Origin of the sequence: Halomonas sp. 3F2F (assembly GCF_014897805.1) — a bacterium.
Classification (GTDB): Bacteria; Pseudomonadota; Gammaproteobacteria; order Pseudomonadales; family Halomonadaceae; genus Vreelandella.
The window spans coordinates 1-25,010 of the sequence record NZ_JABUZE010000088.1 but is presented as its reverse complement, the minus strand read 5'-3'; the positions used below and the strand labels follow the sequence as shown (position 1 = coordinate 25,010).

At 53.4% G+C, this 25,010-nt stretch carries 18 protein-coding genes and 2 pseudogenes; 6 read left to right on the top strand and 14 right to left on the bottom strand.

The features are described 5' to 3' along the window. The first annotated feature begins 1 nt into the window (after nucleotide 1). From INT21_RS10440 to INT21_RS10430, 3 genes are all read left to right on the top strand, one after another. Nucleotides 2-1,783, top strand: coding sequence for a sodium:solute symporter family protein (locus INT21_RS10440; protein WP_193061849.1), 1,782 nt, complete (start codon nucleotides 2-4; stop codon nucleotides 1,781-1,783). Between the two features lie 106 nt (nucleotides 1,784-1,889). Continuing rightward, a complete protein-coding gene (locus INT21_RS10435; RefSeq protein WP_193061850.1) occupies nucleotides 1,890-2,420 on the top strand; it encodes a hypothetical protein in 531 nt (176 codons plus the stop codon). A 95-nt stretch (nucleotides 2,421-2,515) separates the two neighbouring features. Next, the gene (locus tag INT21_RS10430; protein WP_193068619.1) at nucleotides 2,516-6,463 is read left to right on the top strand and encodes a NahK/ErcS family hybrid sensor histidine kinase/response regulator; all 3,948 of its coding nucleotides are present in this window, start codon (nucleotides 2,516-2,518) and stop codon (nucleotides 6,461-6,463) included. Between the two features lie 419 nt (nucleotides 6,464-6,882). On the opposite strand, the pseudogene INT21_RS10425 reads toward INT21_RS10430, so the two are convergent. The 5 genes and pseudogenes from INT21_RS10425 to INT21_RS10405 all read right to left on the bottom strand — a co-directional run. Beyond that, nucleotides 6,883-7,248, bottom strand: a pseudogene (locus tag INT21_RS10425) (response regulator transcription factor); the annotation flags it as partial. 35 nt (nucleotides 7,249-7,283) lie between these two features. Continuing rightward, a protein-coding gene (locus tag INT21_RS10420) for an IS3 family transposase (RefSeq protein ID WP_226930558.1) occupies nucleotides 7,284-8,515 on the bottom strand; the annotation gives its coding sequence in 2 pieces (ribosomal slippage) (nucleotides 7,284-8,239 and nucleotides 8,239-8,515; 1,233 coding nt in all). Between the two features lie 68 nt (nucleotides 8,516-8,583). Then, nucleotides 8,584-8,886 (bottom strand): annotated as a pseudogene (locus INT21_RS10415) (response regulator); the annotation flags it as partial. A 273-nt stretch (nucleotides 8,887-9,159) separates the two neighbouring features. Continuing rightward, nucleotides 9,160-11,109 carry an acetate--CoA ligase gene (acs, locus tag INT21_RS10410; RefSeq protein ID WP_193085170.1) on the bottom strand — a complete coding sequence of 650 codons (1,950 nt, stop codon included), beginning with the start codon at nucleotides 11,107-11,109 and terminating at the stop codon, nucleotides 9,160-9,162. Between the two features lie 169 nt (nucleotides 11,110-11,278). Next, nucleotides 11,279-11,827 carry a SprT family zinc-dependent metalloprotease gene (locus tag INT21_RS10405; RefSeq protein ID WP_193061853.1) on the bottom strand — a complete coding sequence of 183 codons (549 nt, stop codon included), beginning with the start codon at nucleotides 11,825-11,827 and terminating at the stop codon, nucleotides 11,279-11,281. Nucleotides 11,828-11,917: 90 nt separating this feature from the next. On the opposite strand from INT21_RS10405, the gene INT21_RS10400 reads away from it, so the two are divergent. Further along, nucleotides 11,918-12,592: a YecA/YgfB family protein gene (locus tag INT21_RS10400; RefSeq protein ID WP_089039747.1), complete on the top strand. Its 675-nt coding sequence runs from the start codon at nucleotides 11,918-11,920 to the stop codon at nucleotides 12,590-12,592. Nucleotides 12,593-12,610: 18 nt separating this feature from the next. Here INT21_RS10400 and INT21_RS10395 read toward each other — a convergent pair whose 3' ends face one another. The 7 genes from INT21_RS10395 to ampD form a co-directional block, all read right to left on the bottom strand. After that, complete coding sequence (locus INT21_RS10395; RefSeq protein ID WP_193085169.1) at nucleotides 12,611-13,732, bottom strand: phospholipase D-like domain-containing protein; 1,122 nt, start codon at nucleotides 13,730-13,732, stop codon at nucleotides 12,611-12,613. Between the two features lie 27 nt (nucleotides 13,733-13,759). Continuing rightward, nucleotides 13,760-14,470, bottom strand: coding sequence for a class I SAM-dependent methyltransferase (locus tag INT21_RS10390; protein WP_443603321.1), 711 nt, complete (start codon nucleotides 14,468-14,470; stop codon nucleotides 13,760-13,762). Nucleotides 14,471-14,475: 5 nt separating this feature from the next. After that, complete coding sequence (gene tsaB / locus INT21_RS10385; RefSeq protein ID WP_193061856.1) at nucleotides 14,476-15,177, bottom strand: tRNA (adenosine(37)-N6)-threonylcarbamoyltransferase complex dimerization subunit type 1 TsaB; 702 nt, start codon at nucleotides 15,175-15,177, stop codon at nucleotides 14,476-14,478. A 109-nt stretch (nucleotides 15,178-15,286) separates the two neighbouring features. Beyond that, nucleotides 15,287-15,940: an adenylate kinase gene (adk, locus tag INT21_RS10380; protein ID WP_089039751.1), complete on the bottom strand. Its 654-nt coding sequence runs from the start codon at nucleotides 15,938-15,940 to the stop codon at nucleotides 15,287-15,289. 249 nt (nucleotides 15,941-16,189) lie between these two features. Further along, complete coding sequence (aceF, locus tag INT21_RS10375) at nucleotides 16,190-18,223, bottom strand: pyruvate dehydrogenase complex dihydrolipoyllysine-residue acetyltransferase (RefSeq protein WP_193085168.1); 2,034 nt, start codon at nucleotides 18,221-18,223, stop codon at nucleotides 16,190-16,192. 58 nt (nucleotides 18,224-18,281) lie between these two features. Beyond that, on the bottom strand, nucleotides 18,282-20,954 hold the full coding sequence (gene aceE, locus INT21_RS10370; protein ID WP_193085167.1) for a pyruvate dehydrogenase (acetyl-transferring), homodimeric type: 2,673 nt from the start codon (nucleotides 20,952-20,954) through the stop codon (nucleotides 18,282-18,284). A 419-nt stretch (nucleotides 20,955-21,373) separates the two neighbouring features. Continuing rightward, complete coding sequence (ampD, locus tag INT21_RS10365) at nucleotides 21,374-21,940, bottom strand: 1,6-anhydro-N-acetylmuramyl-L-alanine amidase AmpD (protein ID WP_089039754.1); 567 nt, start codon at nucleotides 21,938-21,940, stop codon at nucleotides 21,374-21,376. An 83-nt stretch (nucleotides 21,941-22,023) separates the two neighbouring features. On the opposite strand from ampD, the gene nadC reads away from it, so the two are divergent. Continuing rightward, nucleotides 22,024-22,878 carry a carboxylating nicotinate-nucleotide diphosphorylase gene (gene nadC, locus INT21_RS10360; RefSeq protein ID WP_089039755.1) on the top strand — a complete coding sequence of 285 codons (855 nt, stop codon included), beginning with the start codon at nucleotides 22,024-22,026 and terminating at the stop codon, nucleotides 22,876-22,878. Nucleotides 22,879-22,883: 5 nt separating this feature from the next. Here the strand turns inward: nadC and INT21_RS10355 are convergent, their stop codons facing one another. Continuing rightward, nucleotides 22,884-23,444, bottom strand: a complete 561-nt coding sequence (locus INT21_RS10355) for a GNAT family N-acetyltransferase (RefSeq protein WP_089039756.1) — start codon at nucleotides 23,442-23,444, stop codon at nucleotides 22,884-22,886. A gap of 105 nt (nucleotides 23,445-23,549) precedes the next feature. On the opposite strand from INT21_RS10355, the gene tsaA reads away from it, so the two are divergent. Continuing rightward, a complete protein-coding gene (gene tsaA / locus INT21_RS10350) occupies nucleotides 23,550-24,278 on the top strand; it encodes a tRNA (N6-threonylcarbamoyladenosine(37)-N6)-methyltransferase TrmO (protein ID WP_193061859.1) in 729 nt (242 codons plus the stop codon). A gap of 19 nt (nucleotides 24,279-24,297) precedes the next feature. On the opposite strand, the gene INT21_RS10345 is transcribed toward tsaA, so the two are convergent. Next, nucleotides 24,298-24,954 (bottom strand): sensor histidine kinase, encoded by a 657-nt coding sequence (locus tag INT21_RS10345; protein WP_193061860.1) that lies wholly within the window; start codon nucleotides 24,952-24,954, stop codon nucleotides 24,298-24,300. Nucleotides 24,955-25,010: the final 56 nt, after the last annotated feature.

Here is a 25,010-nt window from a genome sequence, read left to right as displayed (position 1 = left end):
TATGAGCCAGTTTGCCATTAACTTACTGTTTGTCGGCGCGTCGTTTGCGCTCTATATCGGGATTGCGATATGGGCACGAGCCGGGTCGACTAAAGACTTCTACGTTGCTGGTGGTGGCGTTCACCCTATCACCAACGGTATGGCGACTGCCGCTGACTGGATGTCAGCGGCATCGTTTATTTCAATGGCCGGTCTGCTAGCGTCTGGCGGATACGCTAACTCCACCTTCTTGATGGGCTGGACAGGTGGTTACGTTATCCTGGCAATGCTGCTAGCGCCTTACCTGCGTAAGTTTGGCAAGTTTACAGTGCCTGACTTTATTGGTGACCGTTTCTACAGCAACACTGCGCGCTTCGTCGCGATTGTGTGTTTGATCGTTGCCTCTGTTACTTACGTTATCGGTCAAATGACCGGTGCTGGTGTTGCTTTCTCGCGCTTCTTGGAAGTGAGCAACACCTGGGGTATCTGGATCGCAGCGCTGATTGTGTTCCTGTATGCCGTTTTTGGCGGCATGAAAGGCATTACCTACACGCAGGTCGCTCAGTACGTAGTGCTTATCATCGCCTACACTATTCCGGCGGTGTTCATTGCCATGCAACTAACCGGCAACCCGATTCCGATGTTTGGTATGTTCAGTACTCATACGGAGTCTGGTATTCCGCTACTGACCAAGCTGGACGAAGTGGTCAATGCACTTGGTTTCCGCGACTATACCGCCGACGTCGATAATAAGCTGAACATGGTGCTGTTTACCCTGTCGCTAATGGTGGGTACTGCTGGTTTACCCCATGTTATTATTCGCTTTTTCACTGTGCCGAAAGTTGCTGACGCGCGCTGGTCCGCTGGTTGGGCACTCGTGTTTATTGCGCTGCTGTATCTCACCGCTCCTGCGGTTGGTTCCATGGCGCGCCTGAACTTGGCTACCACCGTCTATCCAGAGATGGCAGGACAAGTAGAGAATTACGAAGAAGCCGCCCGCAATCCGATTCTCTATGAAGATCGTCCTGAGTGGGTGCGCACGTGGGAAGAAACCGGGCTTATCGCCTTCAACGATCTTAACAATGACGGCCGCATCCAAATGTACAATGATGCTACCGACTATTCTGATCGTGGCTGGGAAGGTAACGAGCTGACCGTTAATAATGACATTCTGGTATTAGCAAACCCAGAAATTGCCAACTTGCCAGGCTGGGTTATCGGCCTGATTGCAGCAGGCGGTATTGCTGCGGCCCTCTCAACAGCAGCAGGTCTACTATTGGCCATCTCGTCAGCCATTAGTCACGATTTGATCAAAACAATGATCAATCCGAAGATCTCTGAAAAGGGTGAAATGCTGGCAGCACGTATTTCAATGGGCGGCGCGATTCTTCTGGCTACCTATCTTGGGCTTAATCCGCCCGGGTTCGCAGCGCAGACGGTTGCACTTGCCTTTGGTATCGCTGGTGCCTCACTGTTCCCAGCGCTGATGATGGGCATTTTCTCCAAGCGCATGAACAGCAAAGGCGCGATTTGCGGCATGCTGGCAGGTCTAATCTGCACCCTGCTCTACATCTTCACCTATCTCGGTTGGTTCTTCGTCCCCGGCACCAACATGCTGGCCAACACGCCAGATAATTGGATTCTGGGCATTTCACCGCTCTCCTTCGGTGCAGTAGGTGCGATGATTAACTTTGCAACTGCGTTTGCTGTCTCTAGCGCAACGGAAGAGCCTCCGCAGGAGATTCAAGACCTGGTAGAAAGCGTTCGTTATCCGAAAGGTGCTGGTGTCGCGGTCGACCACTAAGTCATAATCGGCTCCTCCTCTTTGGCACACTGCCATTAGATTCGGAATCGATACTTATCATCGGGCTTCCTTAGGGGAGCCCGATGTCATTTAGAAAGGATATTTTATGATCTGGCATCTTGTTGCCGCTGTATTTGCAGGGCTTGCCGCCGCAGGGATAGGTCTATTACTTAGAACGCTTAGCCGTAAACGGCTGCCTAAATGGATTGTGCCCGTTTTTGGTGGCCTGGGTATGCTGGGGTATCAGGTCTCAACCGAATACAGCTGGTTTGAACACAAGCGCTCTCAACTACCTGAAACTGCCATCGTCATTTCCAGCGATACGTCTAGTGCCGTGTGGCGACCATGGACCTTTGTGTTCCCGATGACGACTAAATTCAGCATCGTTGATAGCGACAATGTGCGCGCTCGTCACATTGACGATGAGTTAATTGCTGAATTTATTCTCTATCAATTCGAACGCCGCCATACCGATATACTGACCACCCAGCCTTATGTCTTGAACTGTACTCACCGCGAGATAGTCCCCCTGAATACAGAGACGGGCGACGCTGAGTTAAGCGAGCGTCGCACGCTACGGCAAACTGCGCCGTTGTTAACAACCGTTTGCCAACTTGCCGCCGATCAGCAGACGTGATGCCCCTCCTTCGCCTAGAATAGGGTCTTTAGTTAGATGATCGTTATTTGATATTAGATCGTCGCTAGGCGAAGCCTTCAACGTGGGGAGACGACATGTTTCATGGCGGTCTGCTGGTCGCGGTATCACTGCTTTACATTGCGGTGCTGTTTGGAATTGCCTGGTTCGGTGATCGTCGTGCACGGACTCACGGCGCCAGTCGCAGACGGCCAATCATCTACAGTTTGGCATTGGCCATTTACTGCACCTCGTGGACGTTTTACGGCGCGGTGGGGCAAGCAGCCACGGCTGGCTGGTCATTCGCCAGTATCTTTGTCGGGCCAATCTTAACGTTTTTACTGTTTTGGCCTGTTCTGGCAAAAATGATTCGTGTTGCCAAACACCAAAACGTCACGTCAATCGCTGACTTTATTGCTTCCCGCTACGGCAAAACCCAATCCCTTGCGGCGTTTGCTAGTTTAGTTGCCCTCATTGGCACCCTGCCCTACATTGCCCTGCAGTTAAAAGCGGTGTCTACCACCTTTAGTGTTCTTACTGACGCAGCGGATATGACCCATACGCCGCTGTTTGGCGACACAGCGTTTTATGTCGCTATCGTCATGGCAATCTTCGCTATCCTTTTTGGCACTCGCCACACGGACGCGACAGAGCACCACGAAGGGTTAATTCATGCAGTAGCATTTGAATCTCTGGTAAAGTTGCTGGCTTTTGTCATCCTCGGCGCTTTTGTTACCTGGGGCATGTTTGATGGCCTCGGCGAACTGATGGGCCACGCCGAAAGTCAATTGGAGTTGCAGCGCCAGCTAGCCAACCAAGATTTTGGCCAAAGTTTCTGGGCGCAAACGCTGCTCGCCATGCTCGCCATACTTTGCCTGCCTCGTCAGTTTCATGTGGCAGTGGTGGAAAATATCCATCCAGATGATGCAACGAAAGCACGCTGGCTATTTCCTCTTTACTTACTTGCTGTCGCCTTTTTTGTGGTGCCTTTGGCGGCAGCCGGTCTACTGCTGTTTTCGGAAAGCGGGGTTGAGCCTGATACTTACGTACTTGCTCTTTCGATGGCGTCTGGCCAGCAGTGGCTGACCCTGCTCACCTTTATTGGCGGATTTTCTGCCGCGACAGGCATGGTTATTGTGGCGGCAGTGGCAGTATCCATCATGATTTCTAATGAAATTGTGATCCCAGCACTATTTAGGTTGCGTTGGTTCGACACCAAAGCTCGTGACTATGGCCGCTTAGTACTCCGCGCGCGCCGCCTGACGATTGTTGCTGTATTGGCAATGGCTTACGGCTTCTATCAGCTCATTGCCGAATTCACCTCGTTGGCCTCAATTGGCATGCTGTCCTTTGCGGCCGCCGCTCAGTTTGCCCCCGCACTCATCGGCGGGCTGTATTGGAAGCGCGGTAACCGCCTCGGCGTTATTGTTGGCATGAACGCAGGCTTTGCGATTTGGGCATACAGCTTGTTAATGCCGGCTATGATCAATGCCGGAGTGCTGCCTCAAGCATGGCTGGCGGGCGGCCCCTTAGGGCTTAATTGGCTATCGCCGACAACCCTCTTTGGCTTAAACCTCAGCGATCCATTTACCCACGGAGTCATGCTGTCGCTGGGTATCAACTTGTTCTGCTATATCTTTGTGTCACAGGTGACTTCTCAGCGGGTCGTCGAGCGTATTCAGGCATCGCTGTTTGTCGATAGCGTAGAAACTCGTCAAACATCCGTAAACCGCCCATGGACAGGTGCCACCACTGTCGGTGACCTTAAAGTGCTGTGTGAGCGTTTTCTTGGGGCAGACCAAGTGGATCGTGCATTTGAGGATTACGCACGCCGCGCGGGCAAACCCATGGAAGATAGTTCACGGGCGTCTATCGACGTCATCCAATTTACTGAGCGCTTTCTTGCGTCAGTGTTAGGCGCATCGTCAGCACGGATAGTCGTTAACTCGGCGCTTCAGGGGCGCGGCATCGGCATTTCAGATGTCATTTCAATCGTTGATGAAGCCTCTCAAGTCTTAGAGTTCAACCGCGCACTACTGCAAGCCACCATTGAAAACATCAACCAGGGTATTAGCGTGGTTGACCAAAATTTGCGCTTGGTGGTGTGGAACCAACGCTATTTAGAGCTGTTCCGCTTCCCTGATCACTTGATACGGGTCGGCGCCCCCATGGATCGCATTTTTCGCTACAACGCGCACAGCGGCGAATATGGCCCAGGTGACCCGGAAGAGCATGTCCAACTGCTGCTAGACAACATTCGCGACGGCCAGCCTCACCGCTATGTGCGCTATCGCCAAGATGGCAGCGTATTGGAAGTCCAAGGCAACCCGATGCCTGGTGGTGGTTTTGTCTATACCTATCAAGATATTACTCAGCAGAAGCGCATCGAAGAGGCGCTGATCCGCTCTGAAAACAACATCCGTATCTACACCGATAATGTACCCGCACTGATTGCCTACTTTGATAAAGAGTGCCGTTACCTATTTACCAATCGCGCCTACGAACAAGCTTTCGACATAGATCGTAATGCCGTGATTGGACGCCGCTACGAAGACGTATTACCGGTTAAAAAAGCCGAAGAGCGCATGCCGTGGGTTCAGCGAACGCTGGCAGGCGAACGCGTCAGTTTTGAAGTCTCAATGCGCGTTAATGATGCCATGCGCTATATGCTGGTCACCTATACGCCCCACTTTGGCGATAGCCAATCGATTTTAGGCTTCTTCGCGCTTTATCAAGACATTACCGAGCGCCGCCAAGCCGAAATCGCCTTAAAAGTGACCAACGAAACCCTGGAAGAGCGCGTTCGCGAGCGCACGCAAGCACTTTCCGAGGCCAACGCGGCGCTGCGCCAAGAGAACCGTGTGCGCGCTGAAGCAGAGCAAGCGCTGCGCCAAGCGAAACAGTTAGCTGAAGATGCTAACGCCTCCAAAACGCGCTTTTTGGCTGCCGCTAGTCATGACTTGCTACAGCCGCTGAACGCAGCCCGGCTGTTTACCTCTGCATTAATGCAAAACGTCACCGCTAGCGACACCCAGCGCACCATCAGCCATATTGATAACTCACTTCAAGCCGCTGAAGAGCTGCTTGGCACTCTGCTAGATATTTCAAAGCTTGATGCGGGTGCGCTTACACCGCGACGCAGCCATTTTGCACTCGCAGATATTATTCGCCCATTGCGTGCCGAATTTGAAGTGATGGCCGATGACCGTGGGCTGGATCTTGTCGTCGTACCGACGCAACAATGGGTAGATTCCGATCCGCAGATGCTTCGCCGGATTGTACAAAACTTTTTATCCAACGCGATCCGCTATACCCAAGAAGGTCGTGTGCTACTAGGCTGCCGCCGCCAAGCGGGACGGCTTTCCATAGAAGTATGGGATAGCGGGCCTGGTATTCCTGAATCGAAGCTAACGGAAATTTTCCAAGAGTTCCGCCGATTGGATCAAGTCTCACGCCATAAAGAGAGTGAGAAAGGGCTTGGCTTAGGTCTCTCAATCGCTGATCGTATGAGCCGTGTACTTGACCACCCAATTAAGGTTCGATCCTGGGTAGGGGCGGGGACTGCATTCTGCGTCAGCGTTCCCATTGTTGCCGCCCGTGAAGTAACCTTAGCGGACCAAGAACCTCAAAACCGCCGTAGCGGTAATAAGTTAGCGGGTACCCGCATTGTGTGTATCGATAACGAAACGCTCATTTTAGAGGGCATGACGGCCATGCTAAGCGGCTGGGGGTGTGAAGTATTCACGGCGACCAGCATTGGCGGTGCAAAATCGATTCTGCGTAATATGGACGGCGACCCCGACGCCATCTTGGCCGACTATCATCTGGACAATGAAGTCACGGGGCTAATGGCACTCGAAGCACTCAGCGAGCGCTTTGAGGGAGCCGTACCAGGCATTGTGATTACCGCCGACCGCACGGAAGCGGTGGCCGAGGAGATCAAGCGTGCGGGTTATCAACTGCTGCTTAAGCCGGTCAAACCCGCCGCGCTACGCGCGCTTTTAACTCGCACTCTTCAGGCTAGCCGAGCAGGAGGGAAAACGTAATGATACGGCGGATTGATGCATCACATTGTCATTCCCGAAGCGAGACAGATGCACCACACCGTCATTCCCGAAGGGGGTTATCGGGAATCCAATTTGACCTTTCTCGCTGATGCCTAGGAGCCTGCTTCAAAATGGATTCCCGCTAAAAGCATGCGGGAATGACAAAGCGGCGAGGCAGATGCACCATACCGCCATTCCCGAAGCGAGACAGATGCATCACACCGTCATTCCCGAAGGGGGTTATCGGGAATCCAGTTTGACCTTTCTCGCTGATGCCTAGGAGCCTGCTTCAAAATGGATTCCCGCTAAAAGCATGCGGGAATGACACAGTGGTGAGGAACGCGGGAATGACGGAGCCGCGAGATAGACGCACCACACCGTCATTCCCGAAGGGGGTTATCGGGAATCCAACTTACCCTTCAAGAAGAAACTTTCGGCGGTTCCACTTCAAGTTTCTGAGCAGCAATAACAGCCTGGGTGCGCGAGTGCACTCCCAGCTTCCGCAGAATAGCCGTCACGTGGGCCTTAATAGTGGCTTCTGAGACGCTAAGCTCATAGGCGATCTGTTTATTCAACAAACCTTCCGTCAGCATATTGAGCACACGAAACTGCTGCGGCGTCAGAGAGGCAATTGCCTCCGCAAAACGCGACTCTTCTTCGCTGGTTTCATCTAAGACGTTCGCCAACGCTTCTGGCAGCCAAACTTCCCCTTGCAGAATTTCCCCCACCGCTTCAGCAATCAACTGTAGCGAGGAAGATTTAGGAATAAAGCCTGACGCGCTATAGTGGACCCCATCGTCAAGACAGAAATCATCTGAGTTTAAGCTATCGCCTCGACCATGGGTGCAGCTGCACAGCGCTGCCCTGAGTCTTGATCCTGTGGCGTGACCCTCTGACTACCGAAGTGGTCAGGAATGGAGGCGCCGCCACCGAGGCCCGACTGATAAACATCGTCTGGCGTGCGGTTGCCCAGTGACTGGTGGGGCCGCTGTGTGTTGTAAAACGCAAAGTAGTCGGACAGGCCGAGGGTCAGCTCGCCGAGGCGCGCATAGCCTTTGAGATACACGTCCTCGTACTTGACCGTCCGCCATAACCGCTCGACGAAGATGTTGTCGAATGCCCGGCCACGGCCATCCATGCTGATGGCGATGCCCGCATCCTTGAGCACTCCCGTGAAGGCTTGGCTCGTGAACTGAGACCCCTGGTCGCTGTTGAAGATCTCCGGCGTGCCGTGTAGCCGTAGGGCGCTCTCCAGGGCGTCTACGCAGAAGTCGGCGTCCATGGTGTTGCTCAGCCGCCAGCTCAGCACCTTGCGGCTGTACCAGTCGATGATCGCCACCAGGTACACGAAGCCATATGCCAGCCGGATGTACGTCACATCAGTACTCCACACCTGATTGGGGCGTGTGATTGACACACCTCGCAGCAGGTACGGGTGGATCTTGTGCTCCGGGTGCGGCCGGCTGGTCATGGGGCCCGGCGCCATTCCTGCCAGCCCCATGCCCCGCATCAGTCGCTGCACACGCTTGCGGTTGACCCGGAAGCCTCGGCGACCGAGTTCAACCACCATCCGGCGGCTGCCGTAGAACGGCCAGCGCGTGTAGATCTCATCGAGCGCATGGCATAGCTCAATATCCAGATCCTCTGGCATCTTCAGCTGTCGTTGAGCGTAAACCGTTGATCTGGCAATGCCTGCCAAGGCGCACTGTCGGAGTAGCGGCACCCGGTCAGTCGCGTCAATCCAGCCGCGGCGGATCATGGCAGGCTGATCCCGGACTTTTTTTTCAACCAGTCGAGCTCCATCTTCAGACGGCCGATTTCACCGTAGAGCTTTTCGTCAGTCTGATACTCAGGTTTGGGCTTCGGGCCACGCTTCTTGTCGAACAAGGTGGCGGAGTCAGCCAGCAGTGCCTTCTTCCACTGGCCGACCTGTACGGGGTGGACCCCGAACTCCTGCGCGATTTCGTTGGCCGTCTTGAGGCCACGAACCGCCTCCAAGGCCACCTTGGCCTTCAGCTCTGGAGAGTGGGTGTTACGTTTTTGCTTCGACATCTCTGGTCCCTTCGAAACCGGCCTCAGCATATCTTAAACCAGTGTCTTGTTTTCGGGGTCCACTATACGCCGTAATCGATGGCACGACGTACTACATAGGGCTCGTCACTGCCTGAAACAACCGCCACCGGAATATCGGGCATCTGGCCACGCAATTGAATCAAACCTGAGAAGCCATGCGCTCCTGGCATATGGAGGTCTAGCAAAATCAAATCAGCATCAGGATGTCGATTAACGACCTCAGTGGTGGCTTCCATGGTGTCGGCTTCGACAATCTCAGCCTGGGGGGCTAACTGGCGCAACGCCTGAGTGAGCGCTGCACGAAACAGCGGATGGTCGTCTGCGACGATAAACTTATGGGCTACTGCCATGGATATTCCTCCGGTTCCTCGAGCAGCGGGGTTGACTACCGCCGCGACGCTAGGCTCATACGGTTGAAGCATGGTACCCCATGGGCTTCGTCATTCCCAAGCATCACATGCACTATTTGTCATAGATACGTCATCCAAACAGAAATAACAGTGCCGGCTCCATGGCCGGCACTGCAACGGATCTGTCCAGTTTGCCTTATTTAACATAGCAAATGAATGACATCCGTCATTTAAAAGTGCCCCCATTAGAAAGATAACTGGGGGCAAAGAGCATTACTGGTTGGCACGATGCTCGATGAGTTCGTCCACTACTGACGGATCAGCCAGCGTGCTGGTATCGCCCAGGCCGTCACACTCATTAGCTGCAATTTTACGTAAAATGCGCCGCATAATTTTACCAGAACGTGTTTTTGGCAGCCCTGGCGCCCACTGAATTACATCTGGCGATGCAATCGGGCCAATATCTTTACGTACCCATTGAGTCAGCTCTTTCTTGAGTTCATCCGTGGGATCAACATCATCATTGAGCGTTACATAGATATAGATGCCCTGGCCCTTAATATCGTGCGGGAAGCCAACGACGGCGGCTTCTGCCACTGCCGAGTGAGCAACCAGAGACGACTCTATTTCAGCAGTGCCCATACGGTGGCCTGAGACGTTAAGCACGTCGTCAACCCGCCCTGTAATCCAGTAATAGCCATCCTCATCCCGACGACAGCCATCCCCAGTAAAATACATGCCATCGTAAGTAGAGAAGTAGGTTTGTACAAAGCGTTCGTGGTCGCCCCAAATGGAGCGCGCTTGGCCCGGCCAGGAGTCGAGAATGACTAGATTGCCTTCCGTCTCGCCTTCTAATTTATGGCCTTCATTATCCACCAGCGCGGGGTTCACACCAAAGAAGGGCGTTGTCGCAGAACCAGGCTTTAGATCTGTAGCACCGGGAAGTGGCGCGATCATAATGCCGCCCGTTTCGGTTTGCCACCAAGTATCCACAATAGGACACTGCTCATTGCCAATAACGCGATAGAACCACTCCCAGGCTTCTGGGTTGATAGGTTCGCCCACAGAACCCAGCAAGCGCAATGAATCACGTTTGCTAGAGTCCATCACGTTATCACCATGCGCCATTAAGGCACGGACAGCGGTAGGCGCGGTATAGAGGATATTGACCTGATGCTTATCGACAATTTCGCCCATGCGGCCATGGCTTGGGTAGCTCGGTACGCCTTCAAACATTAGCGTGGTTGCACCATTGGCAAACGGTCCGTACACGATATAGCTGTGGCCCGTCACCCAGCCTACGTCCGCTGTACACCAGTAAATTTCACCTTCTTGATAGTCGAAAACATACTGATGGGTCATCGCGGCGTAGGTCAGGTAGCCGCCAGTGGTATGCTTTAAGCCCTTAGGCGCACCGGTTGACCCAGAGGTATAGAGAATAAACAGTGGATCTTCGGCATTCATGGCCTCAACTGGGCATTCGGTAGACTGCTTATCCACCAGCTCGTCAAACCAAATGTCACGACCTTCCTGCCAATCAATATCACCGCCTGTACGCTTCACCACCAATACGTTTTTACATACATCGGTGCCGTTACGCGTCAACGCTGAATCGACGTTCTCCTTAAGGGGCACGTGTTTACCACCACGCACCGACTCATCAGCAGTGATCACCAGTTTAGAATCAGCACCAATGACCCGCTGAGCGACGGCATCCGGCGAAAAGCCGCCAAACACAACAGAGTGCACAGCACCAATACGTGCACATGCCAACATGGCCATGGCCGCCTCGGGAATCATCGGCATATACAGCGTCACTGTATCGCCTTTGTTAACTCCCAGCGACTTCAGGCCGTTGGCCAGCTGGTTCGTGCGCTCATAAAGCTCACGGTAAGTAATGTGTTTTGAATCGTTAGGGTTATCCCCTTCCCAGATAATCGCCGTTTGGTCGCCACGCTTCTCCAAGTGGCGATCTAGACAGTTGGCGCTAACGTTTAGCTCACCATCTTCAAACCAGCGAATATCAACATTATCGCGTGCAAAGGAGGTGTTTTTAATCTTGGTTGGCGTCTTGATCCAATCCAGACGCTTTGCTTGCTCAGCCCAGAAACTTTCCGGGTCGTCCATGGACTGCTGATACATTGCCGCATATTTATCTTTATCAGCCCATGCACTGGCAGCGATACTATCGCGCACTGGATAGACGTTTTTATGCTCGCTCATGAAGTTGCCTCTGTCCGTGAAATTGCACTCTCTAGAAAATGGTGTCGGTATTATTATTAGTCGCACCGACGCGCTTAATATTTACCTAGCATAAACCTCCCAACGCCGGCTTCCCTTTAGACATTGGTATTAACATTTTCAATATTAAAAACAATAAGTTAAAACACTTTCAAGGTTTTCTAAAAGCACTGTAGACCAAGGTCTGATCACAATGGCGGCAGCGATAGCGACGCCCCTTTACCACTAAAGAATGACGCCTGGCTGTGAAACAATGCGTTTGACAGCCACATTGATAATAATATGGCCGAGACTGGGCATCCTGAACATCAAAGCGATGAGTCACCTTAGGCTCAAGGCCAAACAGGTCTCGCATGACGGCTTGCCATTCTCGACCATGCGGTTTGAGCCGCGTGCCATTGGCTAAATGAAAGACTAACCAATGCGCCATTTCATGGGGAATCACCTCGTCAAAAAACGCCTGCCGATTATTGCTCAGTAAAACAGGATTAAAACGCAGCCCGCCACGCCCTAGATGGGCCTGCCCTGCTGAGGCACCTTTTAGGTCGAACCACACCTTTGGCGCTGGCAGCGCAGGATAGACTTCTTGGCAGCGTCTTAACGCTTCATCAGTTCTGTCTCGCACGGCGTGCATGAGCGCCTCTGAAGAGAGTGTTGCAAGTTTTTCAGCAGGCCATGGGGGCAGTGGTAAAGTCTTCATTAGTGATAAACTAACCAGTAACGATGTTGCCAACGAGTGTTGCCGATCAACATCTTTTTCTCAAAGACGATTTTTATGATGAGGCCCCTTATGGCAGAGCGCAATAACGTTCCCGCAGCAACGTCGCCCAATACCACCCCACCTCAGCCACTACTTGATGACGAGCAGCTTGATCGATTGGATGACTTTCTCGACTCAGAGCAGGTCGGCGAAGATGCGCTGGATCTTATCTCTGCCCATGGCTTTTTAGTGGCGCTGGCGGTTGCCCCTAGCGAATTACCCACCAGTCAATGGCTAGCTGAGCTGTTTCAGGGAGAGCCAAGTTATCGGGATGATGCCGAACGAGACGAGATTATCCAACTGTTAACACTGCTACGTGACAACGCCGTCGCAGTGCTTGAACAAGGTGGTTTACCAGAGCTACCCTTCGAGCTAACGCTCGATGGTATCCCCGCGGAGGAAACGCCCATCGGCGACTGGTGCGCGGGGTTTATGGAAGGTGTCTTTAGCGACGAAAGCGCGTGGTTCCAAGATGACGAAGAAGCTGCCGCCACGCTACTGTTACCCTTTATGTCGCTTTCAGGTTTATTCGATGATGAGCCAGAAATGGCTGAGATGGCCCAAGATCAGGCCAGTCAGGAAACCTTTGTTGCTCAACTGCCAGAACTAGTCCTGGATCTTTATCTTCATTACCGCGTGCCCCCCGAAACGCCGAAACCTAAGCCACGCAAGAAAACCCCGGCCAAAGGTAAAAAGCGTCGATAGCCGATTGCTAACCGCGCATTATTTAAGGCGGGTGACAATACCATCCACTACGCCATAGACCCACTCTCGGGCTCGCTGCCGCCAGGGCCGTGCGGCCCAGGCGGCAGCATCGACTTCTTGGCTGGCAGCAAAGTTACGCTCAAACAGCGATTGAACTTGTTTGGCGAAGGCTTGGTTTTCTACTTCTTGATTAGCTTCAAGGTTCCAGTGCAGATTCCAATGGTCGAAGTTACATGAGCCAAGACTGACCCAGTCATCGGCTAACACAAACTTGGCATGAATAAACGTGGGCTGGAACTCAAAAATCCGCACGCCGGCTTTTAACAACGCTTGGTAAAACCGTTGTCCTGCATAGCGCACGCCTGGGTGGTCATGTTTACTGCCCGGTAATAGTAAACAAACATCCACGCCACGCCGTGCCGCGCGAATCAGGCGTCGGCGCAGCGTGAAGGTCGGCACAAAATAAGGTGTACATAGCCAAAGCCGCTTGTTTGCCTGATTTACCCGCGCATGGAGCGAGTGGCGAATAGCTTGGTAACGATAACCCCTCGCTGACATCACTCGGCCGCGTATGCCATCAGCATAATGTACGGCTGTCCGCTGTGGCGGCAACACTGAGCTAGCCCGCCCATCACCTGCTTGCCGTGTTAGCCGGGAACGCCATAAGCGGCGAAAAAGCTCTTCCCAATCAGCGACTACCGGGCCTTCGATGCGCACCGCAATTTCGTACCATGCTTCCAGAAACTCATCCACCGCGCCAAATCCGCCGGTAAACGCAACCTCTCCATCCACGACAACAATTTTACGGTGGTCACGGCTTAAGTTGCGAGCCAGCGAGTGAAAACCAATGGGATTAAAGAACCGTAATGCGACACCTGCTTGCTCTAGGCGTATACGATCACGCTGCTCCAATCCCATGGAGCCATAACCATCGAGCAGCAAACACACCTTTACACCGCGTTCAGCAGCGTCGATCAGCGCATTACTCATCTGGTTCGCTAACTTACCTGACTCCATCAAGTAGAGCTCCACCAGCACGTAGTGCTCCGCTTGACTAACCGCATCAAACATAGCTGGCAAAAATCGCGTTGCTTCCGGCAACAGAGTAGTGCGGTTGCCTTCACGCCACACGTGCTGCATAGAGACTCCTTCTCTTGATGAAACGGCTCAGCGACGAGTTAGCGAACGATGGACGTACAAATCGTACCGGCTCGTTTTACCTTCCAGCGTATGCTGCGGCGCGGGGCCGCCGATAGGGGGTGCTTTACGGGGTCGCTTGACCACTACTCGATGCGTCGCTACATCCAACGCCGCTTCTAATAAGCTTGGTGCATCATCATCGTCTCCCGCCAACTCTCGAAACACGCGCATCTCTTTCTTGACCAACGCCGACTTCTCACGGTGCGGAAACATCGGATCAAGATGAATAACCTCAGGATCAAAAGCTGCGCTTTCCACAAGAGCAGCCAACTGCTTAGCGGCATCACCATGGCGGAGCGTCATACGCAAGGCAATCTCTGCTGTCGTCTGTGTTTTTGCAGCACGCGCGAGACCATCTTGAAGCAGTGCGGCAATCGCCGCGACACGTTCAATTAGTAAGACATTTGCGCCCAGGCTTGCCAGTACGAACGCATCCCTACCCAAACCAGCCGTGGCATCCACGACGTTAGGTGTGATGCCTTTAGCAAGCCCACAGGCTTTTGCCACTAACTGCCCGCGACCACCACCAAACTGACGGCGATGGGCTGCCTTTCCAGCGGCAAAATCCACGCTAAGCGGTTTTCCGTATTGGCGCTCATCACCTGACAGTGCCAATTGGCCATCAACGTAGCTAAGCGCTAACCCCGAAGGCAGCACAAGCGTCTCTGGGCTTGCCATGTGGCTCATGCTGGCTTTTTCCAGGCCACGTCGTTGCGCAAATAAACTGGCTGTGCTTCATTGGCTGCCTGACCTAACCCCGCTTCCAAATCACGAGCGGCGAGCCATGCCATCTCTTCGGCCCGTGGCTCAAGATCAGTGAGGTGCTGAGACATGTTGGCTTGTAGGCTTAACGCAAAGTCATCCCACAGCGTAAACCCCGAGCCCACGCCTACCCAGTCGGTCTCCTCCGCAGGCAAACAAAAGTTAGCAGGCGCCACGACTACTTCGTCACTTTGCAAGCTAAGCGTGTCATTTAAACAGTGCCAAGTAGCCGCATAGATTTCGCCCATACGGGCATCTAACGCGGTCACTACATGGCGAAAATGGTAGCGGCGATGGGCCTGAAGCGCGAGCGCTTCCAAGGTGGAAATACCCAACAATGGACGATCCAGCCCAAACGCCAAGCCTTGCGCTGCACCGGCAGCGATGCGCAAGCCGGTGAATGAACCAGGGCCACGCCCAAACGCAACCGCATCTAGCTGCTGCGTAGAAATATTGGCCTCAGCGAGAATGTCATCCACCATCGGCATTAAGCGCCGGGTATGGGCCCTTGGCGTCATCTCGAAACGCGCCAAGCATTCACGCTGGCTACCCTGCTGGCGCAATAAAGCCGCAGAGCAGGCACTAGAAGATGCGTCCAGTGCGAGAAGGTATAACGATGACATCGATTCTGCACTCCATAAAATAGACCGTCATTATACCTTTACGCGGCCTCAACGACGATGGCCCGCAGGTAACCTGCGGGCCATCGTGACATTCACTAGCATGTGCTACTTAGCAAAGCGCTTCTTTCACTTGCCGAGTAATGTCAGCCACGCTGCCTACGCCTTCTACGCGATGATACTGCGGCGCGGCCTCAGGGTCTTCTTTCGCCCACTGCTGATAATAATCTACCAACGGTGCGGTTTGGTCGTGATAAACCGACAGACGGTTGCGCACGGTAGACTCTTGATCATCTTCACGCTGAATCAGCGCTTCCCCAGTCACGTCATCTTTACCCGGCTCTTTGGGCGGATTATGGTCGACATGGTAAACACGCCCAGATGCCGGATGCACACGACGCCCTGCAAGACGGCTCACAATTTCTTCGTCTGGTACGGCAATTTCCAACACGTGGTCCAGCTTAACGCCAGCTTCTTTCATCGCATCGGCTTGCGGGATGGTGCGCGGAAAACCATCGAACAAGAAACCATTTTCACAGTCGGGTTGGCTAATACGCTCTTTAACAAGATCGATAATGACATCGTCGGACACCAAACCGCCGCTATTCATAATCTCTTTTACTTTGAGACCCAACTCGGTACCGTCCTTGATGGCCGCGCGCAGCATATCCCCGGTGGAAATTTGAGGGATCTTAAATTGCTCACAGATAAACTGAGCCTGAGTCCCCTTCCCCGCGCCGGGGGCACCCAACAGGATTAAACGCATGGCACTGCTCCTTGAATGTTAGTCGTTAGATATGAATAATTTTTGAATAATGGACTGACAATAACCGTGCCGTTCGGATGACACAACTCCCCAAAAGCCTGATAACGCATTTTTTTAACATTTTCTTAAGCAAAAACAGTCAGGTGGCAATTTCTTGTACTTTGGTCACCCTTCGTTGCAGACCTACTGAACTGTTTTAAACACAAGCGGCGCCCTATTGGGCGCCGCTGGTGGCTTACTGTGAGACGATTACAGCAGCAATCGGCGAATATCCGTCAGCACATCGGCCAGAAAGGCCGTAAAGCGGGCAGCATCCGCACCGTTAATCGCCCGGTGATCATAGGAGAGCGAGAGCGGCATCATTAAGCGCGGTTGGAAGGCGCTGCCATCCCATACCGGCTTCATCTGCGCTTTCGATACCCCCAGGATCGCCACTTCCGGCGCATTAACGATCGGTGTGAACGCGGTGCCACCAATCGAGCCAAGGCTCGAAATGGTGAAGCAGCCACCGGTCATCTCATCACGCTTAAGCTTCTTGGTTTGCGCTTTCTTGCCTAGCTCCGCCATCTCCTTGGCTATCTCGATCAAGGATTTCTTATCAGCGTTACGCACCACCGGCACCATCAGGCCATCCGGCGTATCCACGGCAATCCCAATATGCACGTAGTTTTTCCATACCAGCGTTTCGCCGTCGCCTTTCAGGCTGACGTTGAACTGGGGGAATTTACGCAGTGCAAAGGCACAGGCTTTGACCATAAACGGCAACGGTGTCAGCTTGGCGCCCTGGGCTTCAGCCTCGGCTTTCATGGCCTTACGGAAGCTTTCAAGCTCGGTAATATCGGCCTCATCGAACTGCGTCACGTGAGGCACATTGAGCCAGCTGCGGTGCAGATTGGTCGCGCCCATCTTGAGCAGGCGACCCATCGGCTTCTCTTCTATGTCGCCAAACTGACTGAAGTCAACTTCCGGTATCGCGGGAATGCCAGCACCACCACTCGCCGCCGGGGCAGCCGCTGTTTGTGCTTTACCCTGGTTGGCAATGGCCTGTTTCACGTAGGCCTGCACATCCTCTTTCAGCACCCGATCTTTCGGGCCACTAGGCTTAACAAGACCGAGGTCGACGCCGAGCTCACGTGCCAGCATCCGAACGGCGGGGCCTGCGTGTACCAGTTTCCCATCGCGGGGCTTATGAGAGGCCATCTGCGCTTCAGGGCTAGGCGTGCCTTCTGGTGAAGCGGCAGGCTTCGCACTTGACTGACTGGCACTAGAGGACTGAGCTTTCTCCGGCGCCGCTTTTTTAGGGGCTGCCTTCTTGGCACCCGCTACTTCTATATAACCAATCACATCGCCTTCAGAGACGGTGTCCCCCTCTTTCACAGTAAGCTCTAAGAGCTTGCCTTTGTAAGGGCTCGGCACGTCCATCGACGCTTTGTCAGATTCCAGAGTGATAAGAGGGTCTTCTTCGTTGACCTCATCACCTGCCGCCACACCAATTTCGATAATCGGCACGTCAGAAGAACCTGACAAGTCAGGTACACGAATCTCTTTGCGCTCAGGCTCACCGCTACCGCTATCTTCTTCAACGGCCGGTTCTTCAGCAGCGGCTTGCGGCTCGCTGCTGGCTTGGCTAGCGGCCTGCGATGCGTCTTCTTCAGCCGATGTATCACCGCCGTCGCCAGCGATTTCCATCTGGCCGATCACGTCGCCTTCCGAGACGGTATCGCCTTCCTTAACCGTGAGCGCAACGATCTTACCGCCGTGCGGGCTGGGCACGTCCATGGAGGCTTTGTCAGACTCCAGGGTGATCAGGGTGTCTTCGGCGTTGACCTCATCACCGGCGCTGACCGCGACTTCGATGATCTCAACGCTGTCGGAACCGCCCAGGTCAGGCACTTTAATATCGACCGTTTGCTTGCCGCCGCTGGCTTTCTTCGCTGCCGGTGCGGGGGCGTCTTCCTGCGTCGGTTTGTCTTCTTTCGCTGGCGCGTCGTTGGGCTGGCTGTCAGACGCGGGGGCTGACGTCTCTTCGCCACCGTCTGTGCCGCCTTCAACCTCCAGCTCAACGATGTCGTCGCCTTCGGAGACGCTATCGCCTTCTTTGACCAGCACTTTGAGCACCTTGCCGCCTTTCGGGGCCGGGACGTCCATGCTGGCTTTGTCAGATTCCAGGGTGATTAGGGTGTCTTCCGCTTCAATGACGTCGCCTTCTGACACCGCAATCTCGATGATTTCGACATCGGTATCGCCACCGATATCGGGAACTTTGATGATTTCGCTACTCAAGGTCGCGCTCCTTCCAAATCGGATCGAGCCGGCGGGCGTTTGCCCGCCGGGCAGCGGTTTAGCTGGTCAGCGGGTTTGGCTTGCTGGCATCAATGCCATACTTCTTCAGCGCCTCGCCGACGTGCTTGCGATCAAGCTCACCACGGTCTGCCAGCGCGCGTAGCGCCGCCACGGTGACGAAGTAGCGGTCTACTTCAAAGAAGTAGCGCAGCTTCTCGCGGGTGTCGGAACGGCCAAAGCCGTCCGTGCCCAGCACGGTGTACTCGCTAGGCACCCAGGCACGCACCTGGTCGGCGTAGAGCTTCATGTAGTCGGTGGAGGCAATCACCGGGCCGTCACGGCCTTCCAGGCACTTCGTCACGTGGGGCTTGTTGGCCTCAGCGTCCGGGTTCAGGAAGCCTTCACGCTCCAGCAGCAGCGCTTCGCGGCGCAGCTCGTTAAAGCTGGTCACGCTCCAGATATCCGCGCCAATGCCCCAGTCGTTGGCCAACAGCTCGGCAGCCGCTTCGACTTCGCGCAGGATGGTGCCAGAGCCCATCAACTGCACGCGGCCTTTGTCGCCCTGCGTTTCGTTGAGCAGGTACATGCCTTTGACGATATCGTCGGTGGGCACGCTCTCAAGCGCGGGGTGCTCGTAGTTTTCGTTCATCACCGTCAGGTAGTAGAAGCAGTTCTCTTTATCGGAGAACATGCGCTTCAGACCATCCTGGAGGATGACCGCCACTTCGTGGGCATAGGTCGGGTCGTAGCTGCGGCAGTTGGGGATGGTGGAGGCTTGAATCAAGCTGTGGCCATCCTGGTGCTGCAGGCCTTCACCGTTGAGCGTGGTACGCCCGGCAGTGCCGCCGACCATAAAGCCGCGGGCTTGCAGGTCACCGGCGGCCCAGGCCAAGTCACCAATGCGCTGGAAGCCGAACATCGAGTAGTAGACGTAGAACGGCAGCAGGGTGACGTTGTTGTTGCTGTAGGACGTCGCGGCGGCAATCCACGCGGACATGGCACCGGCTTCACTAATCCCTTCTTCGAGAATCTGGCCTTTCTGATCCTCGCGGTAGAACATGATCTGGCCTTTATCGACCGGCTCATACTTCTGACCTTCCGAGGTGTAGATGCCAAGCTGACGGAACATGCCTTCCATGCCGAAAGTACGCGCTTCGTCAGGAATAATCGGGACGACATGTTTGCCGAGCTTCTTATCCTTCACCAGACCGTTCAGAACGCGCACGAACGCCATGGTGGTCGAGACTTCGCGCCCTTTGGAACCGACCATTTGCGCGGCAAAGGTTTTGTCTTCCAGGCTGGGGATCTCCAGCGCCTCAAAGTCACTGCGGCGGCTCGGCAGGTAGCCGTTTAAGCGTTCCCGCTGCAGGTGCATGTATTTCAGCTCGGGGGAGTCTTCTTCCGGCTTGTAATAGGGCACATCTTTGAGCTGCTCGTCGGTGAGCGGAATACCGAAGCGGTCGCGGAATTTACGCAACGCCTCGTACTCCATGCTCTTGACCTGGTGGGATTCGTTGGCGGCTTCGCCATCGCCACTGCCCATGCCGTAGCCTTTGACGGTGTGCGCCAGAATGACCGTGGGCTTACCGTTGGTCTGGTTGACCGCTTCGTGGTAGGCCGCGTAGACCTTGAACGGGTCGTGGCCACCGCGGTTGAGCTTCCAGATGTCTTCATCAGACAGGTCGTTGACCATCGCTTCGGTTTCGGGGTACTTACCGAAGAAGTGCTCACGGGTGTACGAACCGCCGTTGGCCTTGTAGTTCTGGTACTCACCGTCGACCGCTTCATCCATGCGCTTTTGCAGGATGCCTTTCTTGTCCTTCTCGAACAGCGGATCCCAGTGACGTCCCCAGACCACCTTGATGACGTTCCAACCGGCACCACGGAACACGCCTTCGAACTCGTCCATGACGCGGGAGTTGCCGCGCACCGGACCGTCCAAGCGCTGCAGGTTGCAGTTGATAACGAAGATCAGGTTATCGAGGTTTTCACGCCCCGCCAGGGAAATTGCGCCCAGTGACTCCGGCTCATCACACTCGCCATCGCCCATGAAGCACCAGATCTTACGGTCGTACATGTCTTTCAGCTCACGGTGATGCAGGTACTTCATCACGTGGGCTTGATAGATGGCCTGAATCGGGCCAAGGCCCATGGACACCGTGGGGAACTGCCAGTAGTCCGGCATCAGCCACGGGTGCGGGTAGGAAGACAGGCCATCGCCGTCGACTTCGCGACGGAATTTATCCATCTGCTCTTCTGATAAACGGCCTTCCAAGTAGGAACGCGCGTAAATCCCCGGGGCAACGTGGCCCTGGATGTAAATCAGGTCGCCTTCAAAATCGCCTTTGGGGGCGCGGAAGAAGTGGTTAAAGCCAACATCGTACAGCGTGGCCGACGACATAAAGCTGGCAATGTGGCCGCCCAGCCCGGGGTTGGCGCGGTTATTACGGATGACCTGGGCAATGGCGTTGTAACGAATCAACGACCGAATGCGGCGCTCCATAAACAGATCGCCGGGCATCGGTGCTTCGCGATGCACAGGGATCGTATTCCGGTGCGGGGTTGTCACCGAGAAGGGTACCTTCATCCCGTCCCGGCGCAGGCGATCCGCCAAGCGGGTCATCAGGTAGCGGGCACGATCTTCGCCCTCACGATCCAGTACTGATTCCAGGGATTCCAGCCACTCCGTGGTTTCGAGCGGATCGAGATCTTCTCTTGTCTCCAGACTCATAGAGGTCTCTCCGAATGACGATAAATGACAATGAGCCCCGCCAACCCTTAGGGCCTGGGGCGGCTGCGGTGTTTAGCCACCACAGGCCGATAAAACGCCGACGCCTAAGCGCCGTGTAGATGTTTTCTTTCTACATTCAACAAGCTACGTACTTTTCGATGTAGTAAAGCTACACAATTGTCGTAAAAGTTAGCCTTTTGTATATGAGAAGATACCGCAAAGTCGTCACTCTGCCAATTCCAGCAAGCCCTAAAAGGCTATCGAAAACAGACTATTGCACCGCAACATAAAAAAACAGTAAGACTTTAGATGCATCTACCAAACGCTCAAAAATGTAGCCAAACTACCGTTTTATTTACTTACGAGTGAAGCACTTAATTAAGTTTACAACGTTCTTTGACGAATTTATTAGCCCGGCGCTAAGCATCTAACTGCTGAAAATAATAAGCCCAATCAAAGGCTGGTCCTGGATCAGTTTTACGCAGTGGAGCCACGTGGGCATGACCGGTAATACGCGACTTATCCAGCTGTGGGTAGCGCGCTATTAGCCACTGAGTTACCGCTACTAACCTTTGATATTGCGCTTTGGTAAAGGGGGTCACGTCGTCACCTTCCAATTCAATACCCACTGAAAAGTCATTTAAGGCTGTTCGCCACGCCTTTTGATACGGATCCAACCAGAATGAGCGCCCGGCATGCCAAGCGCGATGATCTGTATCAACAAACTGTAAGCACTCGCCATCGCGGCGAATCAGAAAGTGAGCCGATACCCTAAGATGTGCAATCTCAGCAAAAAAGGGGTGCTCGGCTGAATTTAGCTGGTTAGTAAACAGCGCTTCAATGGCATCACCACTAAACTGGCCGGGCGGCAAACTAATCGCATGAATAAGCAGTAGCGAGACCTCACTATTGGGGCGCTGATCGCAGTTGGGTGATGCCACTTGCCTAGCGCTTGGCCACTGCCCCTCAAAGGCTGTACTTTTCATAACAGATACACTCTCCTCTACGTTGGCGTTCCCTTTCACTATAATGCCCAACACACCCAATAACGCCTAGAGAACGCACCGCCATGCATTATGAAAACGCTCTTGCCGACGAGATACGCGCTAGCGCAGCCCGCTTACTAGCTGAGGACATTGGCCCTGGCGATATTACAGCGCAGCTAATCCCTGAGAACCAATGGGCAACCGCCAGCATCATTACGCGTGAACCCGCAGTACTTTGTGGTGTTGCCTGGGTAGACGAGATTTTTCGACGGTTAGATAACCGCGTTACGCTACGTTGGCAGGCAGCAGACGGAGACTCTCTTCAAGCAGATCAGTGTTTTTTAGAGCTAGAAGGGCCTGCTCGCAGCCTACTGACCGGTGAGCGAGCGGCGCTAAATATGCTGCAAACATTGTCTGCCACGGCTACTTCAACACGACATTACGTTGATTTAATTGAAGGCACTAATGTCCGTCTACTCGATACGCGTAAAACGTTGCCTGGAATGCGCCTAGCCCAAAAGTACGCAGTCACCTGTGGCGGTGGACATAATCATCGCATTGGATTGTGGGATGCCTTCTTAATTAAAGAGAATCATATTACTGCTTGTGGCGGTATTCAGGCAGCCGTTGAGCAAGCTCGTAAACTGGCAAGTGACCTGCCAGTAGAGGTAGAGGTGGAAACGTTTGAGGAGCTTGATCAAGCACTCGCCGCAAAGGCAGACATTATCATGCTCGATAATTTCGCCTTAGAAGACTTACATGTAGCCGTCGAAATAAATGGTGGGCGGGCAACACTTGAGGCCTCTGGCAATGTCGGCGCAGCCACATTAAAGGCAATTGCCGATACCGGTGTTGACTGTATTTCCAGCGGCGCACTTACCAAAGACCTAAAATCGATCGATTTATCAATGCGTATTACCCACACCTTCGACGTTTGATGTGCTCAGGTTTCGACAGCGTTGAGCTTTTTGACTAAGCGATAGCGTTTCAAAAGTTCGCCACTGCGCTCTACCCACTGCTCGCCGAGGTTGCTAAAACCTCGGCGAATCAAACGTTCATAAAGCACTAAACTTGCTTCAATTTCTACACTCGAGACGCCCTGCTCAAGCAACATACGTTCAGCGTGTATCAACAGTGTGGTACCGATCCCACGTCCAGTCAGTGAAGGCCACACATAAAGTGTCTCTATACGTTTGGCCGCAACATCCAGCTCTAAAAACCCTACACATCGCCCATCACAGCTGGCGACCAATGTAGTATAAAGCGTTTGTCTGGCCGCCCAGGCGCTTGCCTCGCGTGGCAGAGCACTCGCCCAAGCTCGGCGTTCGTCTACACCATAATGGGAAGCGGCGCCCTGCATCACAGCGTGATAAAACACCTCTGCTTGGTCAGCTGCATCACGGGCAAACCCTTCACGATAGATAATTCGTGGAGTGGGCGCAGAAGGTGTTTGGCTCGCGTTAGTACTTGTCGCGTTAGTACTTGTCACATTAGTACTTAGCATATATACAACTCCACTATTTAATTATCGCACCTTAACGGGTCATTGCATCCCAACTCGATGCTTGACTGCTTTATACTTCGTTTTTATCTACACGTAAGGTGTGTCATGCACGATATATCCATAAATGAGTCATTTACCATCAACCCTATAGGTTATATTGAAAGCGACTACCCTGATAAGTTTGGCATTCCTCGCCAACCAGGACTAGCGACGGCAGCGAAAGCGACACTGGTATTAACGCCCCCCTTCAACACACCATTAAGCGTTCGTGGACTAGAAGCATTTAGCCACTTATGGATCAGCTTTATTTTTCACCGCAGTCCCGAAGAGTGGGCTCCCCTTGTACGCCCTCCCCGACTGGGTGGCAATAAAAAAATAGGGGTCTTCGCGAGTCGTAGCACACATCGGCCTAATCGTTTAGGGCTATCACTTGTTGAGCTAGTGGGTATTGATACGCACAATGGTGTAAGCCTACTGCTCAAAGGAGCAGATTTAATGACAGGTACACCGGTAGTGGATATCAAACCTTACCTGCCTTGGACTGAAGCCGTTCCGAATGCACGCTCAGGCTTTGCCCCAGCACCGCCACCTTTCTACCCTGTAGAATTCTCCTCAGCGGCCGAAACAGCGCTCGCTCAACGCGCAGATGCTAGTGACTTAAGGCGGCTCATTACTCAAGTATTAGGCCAAGACCCACGACCCGCCTACCATCAGGATCAACTAGAACGGGAATATGGCATGCAGTTAAGAGATGTCAATATTCGTTTTCAAGTACAACAGATGCCTGAGCTAGGCAACGTCGTTTATATCATCAACATTCAAAAAAACAACTAACAATTGGCACTTCGACAACTCACAACTCACAAGAAGGTAGCTTCATGGTAAATTGACTGCCTTTACCAAATTCACTTTCACAGTAAATCTCACCGCCATGCTTAGCGACTACCGTTTTCACCAATGCCAGTCCGAGGCCATGCCCTTCCGCCACGCTATCTTTATCGCTGCGCGTAAAGTCGTCAAAAATATTATTAATCTCTTCGGGCTCAACACCAACACCAGTATCAGAAACCTGCAGCACAACCCACTTACCTTGTCGACACACAAGAACATTAACCTCGCCACCAGACAGTGTATACTTAACAGCATTTTCAATTAAGTTAAATACCGATCTTGCAAGGTAGCCTTTATCGCCCAATACAGGAGCCCCGTCTTCATCTTGTAGCTCACTGACTAGTTTAATATCTTTCACTTTCGCTAGCGGATAAACTTGATCGAGCACCTCCATAACAACATCTTCAAAGAGCACAAACTCTCTTTTCAAGTCAAATGACTTAACTCGTGTTAAGTTAATAAAGTCATTAATCATCCCAAGCCCCATCGTGAGGCACTGTTCCAAATGATTATAGAAATTAGCTTGTGTCGTGGCCGACGCTGGATCTTTTTGGGCTTCTAGAAATGCTAGCGCTCTTGCCTGAGGAGCTTTCATGTCATGTGACAAGAAACTAAGCATACTAGATCGTTGTGAACCGCCCCGGTTATTCCGGAGACCGGTTTGTTTGAGTCAGG

Excerpts from the sequence above, each read along its gene's own strand:
- nadC (WP_089039755.1), top strand. The coding sequence starts at position 22,024 with ATGCATTATGAAAACGCTCTTGCCGACGAGATACGCGCTAGCGCAGCC.
- INT21_RS10390 (WP_443603321.1), bottom strand. The coding sequence starts at position 14,470 with ATGGCAAGCCCAGAGACGCTTGTGCTGCCTTCGGGGTTAGCGCTTAGC.
- tsaB (WP_193061856.1), bottom strand. The coding sequence starts at position 15,177 with ATGTCATCGTTATACCTTCTCGCACTGGACGCATCTTCTAGTGCCTGC.
- INT21_RS10345 (WP_193061860.1), bottom strand. The coding sequence starts at position 24,954 with ATGCTTAGTTTCTTGTCACATGACATGAAAGCTCCTCAGGCAAGAGCG.
- aceE (WP_193085167.1), bottom strand. The coding sequence starts at position 20,954 with ATGAGTCTGGAGACAAGAGAAGATCTCGATCCGCTCGAAACCACGGAG.
- INT21_RS10355 (WP_089039756.1), bottom strand. The coding sequence starts at position 23,444 with ATGCTAAGTACTAATGTGACAAGTACTAACGCGACAAGTACTAACGCG.
- INT21_RS10440 (WP_193061849.1), top strand. The coding sequence starts at position 2 with ATGAGCCAGTTTGCCATTAACTTACTGTTTGTCGGCGCGTCGTTTGCG.
- tsaA (WP_193061859.1), top strand. The coding sequence starts at position 23,550 with ATGCACGATATATCCATAAATGAGTCATTTACCATCAACCCTATAGGT.
- INT21_RS10395 (WP_193085169.1), bottom strand. The coding sequence starts at position 13,732 with ATGCAGCACGTGTGGCGTGAAGGCAACCGCACTACTCTGTTGCCGGAA.
- INT21_RS10435 (WP_193061850.1), top strand. The coding sequence starts at position 1,890 with ATGATCTGGCATCTTGTTGCCGCTGTATTTGCAGGGCTTGCCGCCGCA.
- adk (WP_089039751.1), bottom strand. The coding sequence starts at position 15,940 with ATGCGTTTAATCCTGTTGGGTGCCCCCGGCGCGGGGAAGGGGACTCAG.
- INT21_RS10400 (WP_089039747.1), top strand. The coding sequence starts at position 11,918 with ATGGCAGAGCGCAATAACGTTCCCGCAGCAACGTCGCCCAATACCACC.
- INT21_RS10405 (WP_193061853.1), bottom strand. The coding sequence starts at position 11,827 with ATGAAGACTTTACCACTGCCCCCATGGCCTGCTGAAAAACTTGCAACA.
- ampD (WP_089039754.1), bottom strand. The coding sequence starts at position 21,940 with ATGAAAAGTACAGCCTTTGAGGGGCAGTGGCCAAGCGCTAGGCAAGTG.
- acs (WP_193085170.1), bottom strand. The coding sequence starts at position 11,109 with ATGAGCGAGCATAAAAACGTCTATCCAGTGCGCGATAGTATCGCTGCC.
- INT21_RS10430 (WP_193068619.1), top strand. The coding sequence starts at position 2,516 with ATGTTTCATGGCGGTCTGCTGGTCGCGGTATCACTGCTTTACATTGCG.